Source organism: Massilia sp. TWR1-2-2, assembly GCF_049897565.1.
Lineage (GTDB): Bacteria > Pseudomonadota > Gammaproteobacteria > Burkholderiales > Burkholderiaceae_D > JAFCUW01.
Map to the genome: position 1 here is coordinate 1 of NZ_JAFCWM010000078.1, position 2,489 is coordinate 2,489.

A 2,489-nucleotide genomic window follows, 5' to 3' on the forward strand; every position below is an offset into this window, starting at 1 on the left:
GGAATGGCGGGCGTCGTGGAGAAATTCTGTCGAGCATAGTCGGGCGGCGAAGTCTTGAAACAAGGTGGTCAGAACGGACATGGCGAGCAGTAGAATCAAAAATTCACACTGCAGGCCGCACTTCTAAAATGATGTCAAGTGTTTTTGTGTCTACGTTGAAAATAAACCATCTAACTGCACATTAAATGCTAACTTGGGTGGATTGATGCGTGCCCTCTGTCGGTGTTGCTCAGAATGTGTAGCACTCAATATTATTTCGAGGTTATAGCGAGGGCCGCTACGGAATTCTCTGTTGAGTTCAGCGCCGATGTACTTTCTGATTGCTGGGCCCACTTGCTTTGAAATCCTGTCGGCCCCCGCTTAGTGCTCGGACCGTTCAGTGACGCGAGAAAGTATCGTCACTTGGAAGGTGCCGCGGGGCGCTGTGTAGGAGAGGACAAGTCAACGTGATAGTCCGGGACGCCCTTCTTCCAGTACTCGACTGTGACGCACGCACGGCGAATTTTGACGACTCGGTTGTGGGCATTCAACACATCGCGGACTAAGCGTTTCAAGGCAACCGGGTCCGGAAAGCGTTCGCGTGGACAATCAAAAATTAGCCCCACATCGATGTCGTAATTTCCGTCCTTAGGAACGACGCCAGTTCGCATTGCGTAGCTGCCCTGGTCGAACGCTTCGAACGCCAATGAATGTAAGGCTCGACCCCGCTTTAAGGTCGACAGGATGACATCCCGCTTCTCGCGAAGTTTGCGACGTCCGAGCGCCCTCTTTCAGGCGCCACTCCTCGCGGGCGAGTCAACCCCGACCCAGTCGTATCGGCGTTCAGCCTCTTCGTATTGCCGGTCGAACATCCAGCTCTTGTGCCAAACGCTCCAGGAACCAGCAGCCGCAGCCGTCGCCAGAAACTCATACAGTGCCAGCATGTTGCAAACAGAACACGACTATGTGTACATACAGTATTTCGATCAGAAATTTGCTAAAGCATATCGAAGATGATCTCCAGCGGCTCAATGCCAGAAATTTGCGTCAGTTTGTATTGGATACGAGTCGTCTCCAGGGACTGGCGGCGACCAAGAATTGTACGACGGCGCTGCGCATGTTTCTTCGTTTTCTGATCGCTGAAGGTAAGTGCGATGTCAATTTGGATGACGCTATTCCCGTCGTAGCTCAATGGCGACTTTCTTCGTTGCCACGGTACCTGCCATCGGCGGACGTCGAGCGAATCATCGCTTCATGTGATCTCAGTTCGCCGGTCGGTCGACGGGATCGTGCGATTCTGCTCTTGCTTGCTCGAATGGGATTTCGAGCGGGCGACATCGTTCAGATACAACTGGAAGACATCGACTGGAAAGGAGCTTGGATTTCGATCACCGGCAAAAGCAGGCGGCAGACGAGATTTCCTCTGACACAGGAGGTCGGCCAGGCAATCATCAGCTACTTGCAGGAAGGACGGCCGCCAACCGATACCGCTGCACTATTTGTCGGCTGTCGGGCACCATTCCTTGCTTTTGCAAACCACTGCGCGATTTCAGTGATCGTTGCCCGAGCGATGCGCCGGGCTGGCGTTCACTGTCCGAGCGGCGGTGCCGCTCATGTGCTGCGCCATTCGGTCGCCACCTCAATGCTGCGCGAAGGTATATCGCTGCAGGAGATTGCTGTCGTTCTTGGACACCGGACCATTACGACCACGCAAATCTACGCCAAGGTCGATCGTCCCACATTGCAACAGATTGCCCAACCATGGCCGCAGGTGCAGGCATGATGGTCGATCTTGTGGAATCATATTTGACCATGCGCCGCGCGTGCGGATTTGAGCTCAAATCGGAGGGAAGCTGCCTCCTCGGATTCGCCGCCTACACCGATACGAGAGGCTTGGACCACGTTTGCAGGGAAACGGCCGTCGAATGGGCGACACTTGCTCGGACAGTTCATCAGCGCGCACGTCGGATTGGCCATGTCATTCGTTTCACACGTTTCGCCCGGCTCGAAGATCTTCGGCACGAAATGCCAGTAGCCATCTTTGGTAGCGAGAAAGGGCCACGGCCGGCCCCCTACATCATGTCCTCGGTGGAAATTCAGCAGCTCGTCCAGGCGGCATTCCATCTGGGTTGCCATTCGATGCGTCAACATACTTACGGCGCCTTGTTCTCTCTGTTGGCGTGCACCGGGCTGCGTACTTCTGAAGCCATTCATTTGCGCTATCAGGACATCACGGTCGATGGACTGGTAATTCGCAATACCAAATTCCGCAAGAGCCGCCTTGTTCCGATCCATGAAACTGCACGGGCTGGGCTAGAACGCTATCTCAAACAGCGGCGGCCCTATGCTCCGGCGGATGATCATGTGTTCGTTTCACTGCGGAGGAAGCCGCTAACAGGCTGTTGAAAAATCCCGCCGCCCTGTCAACGGGACGGCGGGGGTATACGTTGTGTAATGAGAACAACTTTCCCCTTCGAAACTATGCGCAAGACCGACGTCACCCAGCACGG

3 protein-coding genes are annotated in these 2,489 nt (G+C 54.8%); 2 read left to right on the forward strand and 1 reads right to left on the reverse strand.

Going from position 1 to position 2,489, the window contains the following annotated elements; translation table 11 throughout:
- Positions 1-398 precede the first annotated feature (398 nt).
- Entirely contained in the window at positions 399-686 is a 288-nt protein-coding gene (locus tag ACP7DD_RS26370) for a cyclic GMP-AMP synthase DncV-like nucleotidyltransferase (RefSeq protein ID WP_426178340.1), read from the reverse strand.
- Positions 687-943: 257 nt separating this feature from the next.
- Between ACP7DD_RS26370 and ACP7DD_RS26375 the strand changes: the two genes are divergently transcribed.
- Entirely contained in the window at positions 944-1,762 is an 819-nt protein-coding gene (locus ACP7DD_RS26375) for a site-specific integrase (protein WP_426178342.1), read from the forward strand.
- Positions 1,759-2,385 (forward strand): tyrosine-type recombinase/integrase, encoded by a 627-nt coding sequence (locus tag ACP7DD_RS26380; RefSeq protein WP_426178344.1) that lies wholly within the window; start codon positions 1,759-1,761, stop codon positions 2,383-2,385. The genes ACP7DD_RS26375 and ACP7DD_RS26380 overlap by 4 nt, the downstream gene beginning before the upstream one ends.
- Positions 2,386-2,489: the final 104 nt, after the last annotated feature.